Origin of the sequence: Streptomyces sp. GC420 (assembly GCF_009916105.1) — a bacterium.
Lineage (GTDB): Bacteria > Actinomycetota > Actinomycetes > Streptomycetales > Streptomycetaceae > Streptomyces.
In genome coordinates, this window is sequence record NZ_JAAAXQ010000771.1 from 1 (window position 1) to 1,135 (window position 1,135).

Here is a 1,135-nt window from a genome sequence, read left to right on the forward strand (position 1 = left end):
CTCCCGCCCCGCGTCCACCGGACCGAGGAGCACCGGCAGTTCACGGTGCCCGTTGGAGATGAACGACTCCAGCGGCCGCAGCCGCCGGGGGGCAACGGCGAGCCTCATACCGGGAAAACGCGTGAACAGGCCGCGCAGCGCGATCCGGGCCTCCAGCCGCGCCAGCGGAGCACCGAGACAGAAGTGGGTTCCGTGGCCGAAGGACAGGTGGTTGCGGCGGGTGGCCCGGGTGACGTCGAACAGGTGGGCCTGCTGCCCGTGCACGGCCGGGTCCCGCCCCGCGGCGGCGTAGGAGATGACCAGCGGGTCGCCCCGGGGGATCACCACCCCGCCCACCTCGAGATCCTCCACCGCGTAGCGCAGGATCCCGTTCGCACCGGGCGCCTCCACCCGGAGCGTCTCCTCGACCACGTCCTCCCAGGCCGCCTCCCCGCGACGGACGAGCGCGAGCTGCCCGGGATGCGCCAGCAGCAGGGCCACCGCATTGTCGAGCAGGTTCACGGTGGTCTCGTAACCCGCCGTGTACAGCAGGATCAGGTTGTCGACCAGTTCCTTCTCCGTCAGCCGGGCACCATCCCCGTCACGCACCGCGATCAGCGCACTGGTCAGATCCTCACCCGGCTCCCCGCGCTTGCCCGCGACGAGCTCGTTCATCGTCACATACAGCTCCGCACCGTTGCACCGCGCCTCCTCCAGCGAGGCGGAGGTGTCGAAGAAACCGGCAATGATCCGGCCCAGACGGGCACGCAGCCCCGACGGGATACCGAACAGCTCGGCAAGCACCCGCGACGGCACCACGTGCGCGAACCAGCGCCTCAGATCCACGGGCACATCCCCCGGCCGCCGGGCCAGAGAATCGAGCACCTCACCGGTGATCCCCTCGATCCGCCCCCGCAGCCGCGCCACCCGGCTCGGCGTGAACGCCTCCGCGACCAGCCCCCGCAGCCGCCGGTGGTCCTCCCCGTACGCGGTGACCATGTTCTGCACCGACACCCAGATCGCCAGCGGCCACGACTGCGCTATCTCCCCGCCGATCCACGCCGGCCAGTGCCGGTAGGCGTCCTTGGAGACCCGGGGATCGGTCAGCAACTCCCTGATCACCGCGTGACCGGTCACCGCCCACGCCCCCACACCC

At 71.3% G+C, this 1,135-nt stretch carries 1 protein-coding gene; it reads right to left on the reverse strand.

The window, feature by feature from the left end:
- The coding region (locus GUY61_RS38515) for a cytochrome P450 (protein ID WP_313897046.1) at positions 1-1,116 on the reverse strand (1,116 nt) is incomplete at its 3' end.
- Positions 1,117-1,135 lie beyond the last annotated feature (19 nt).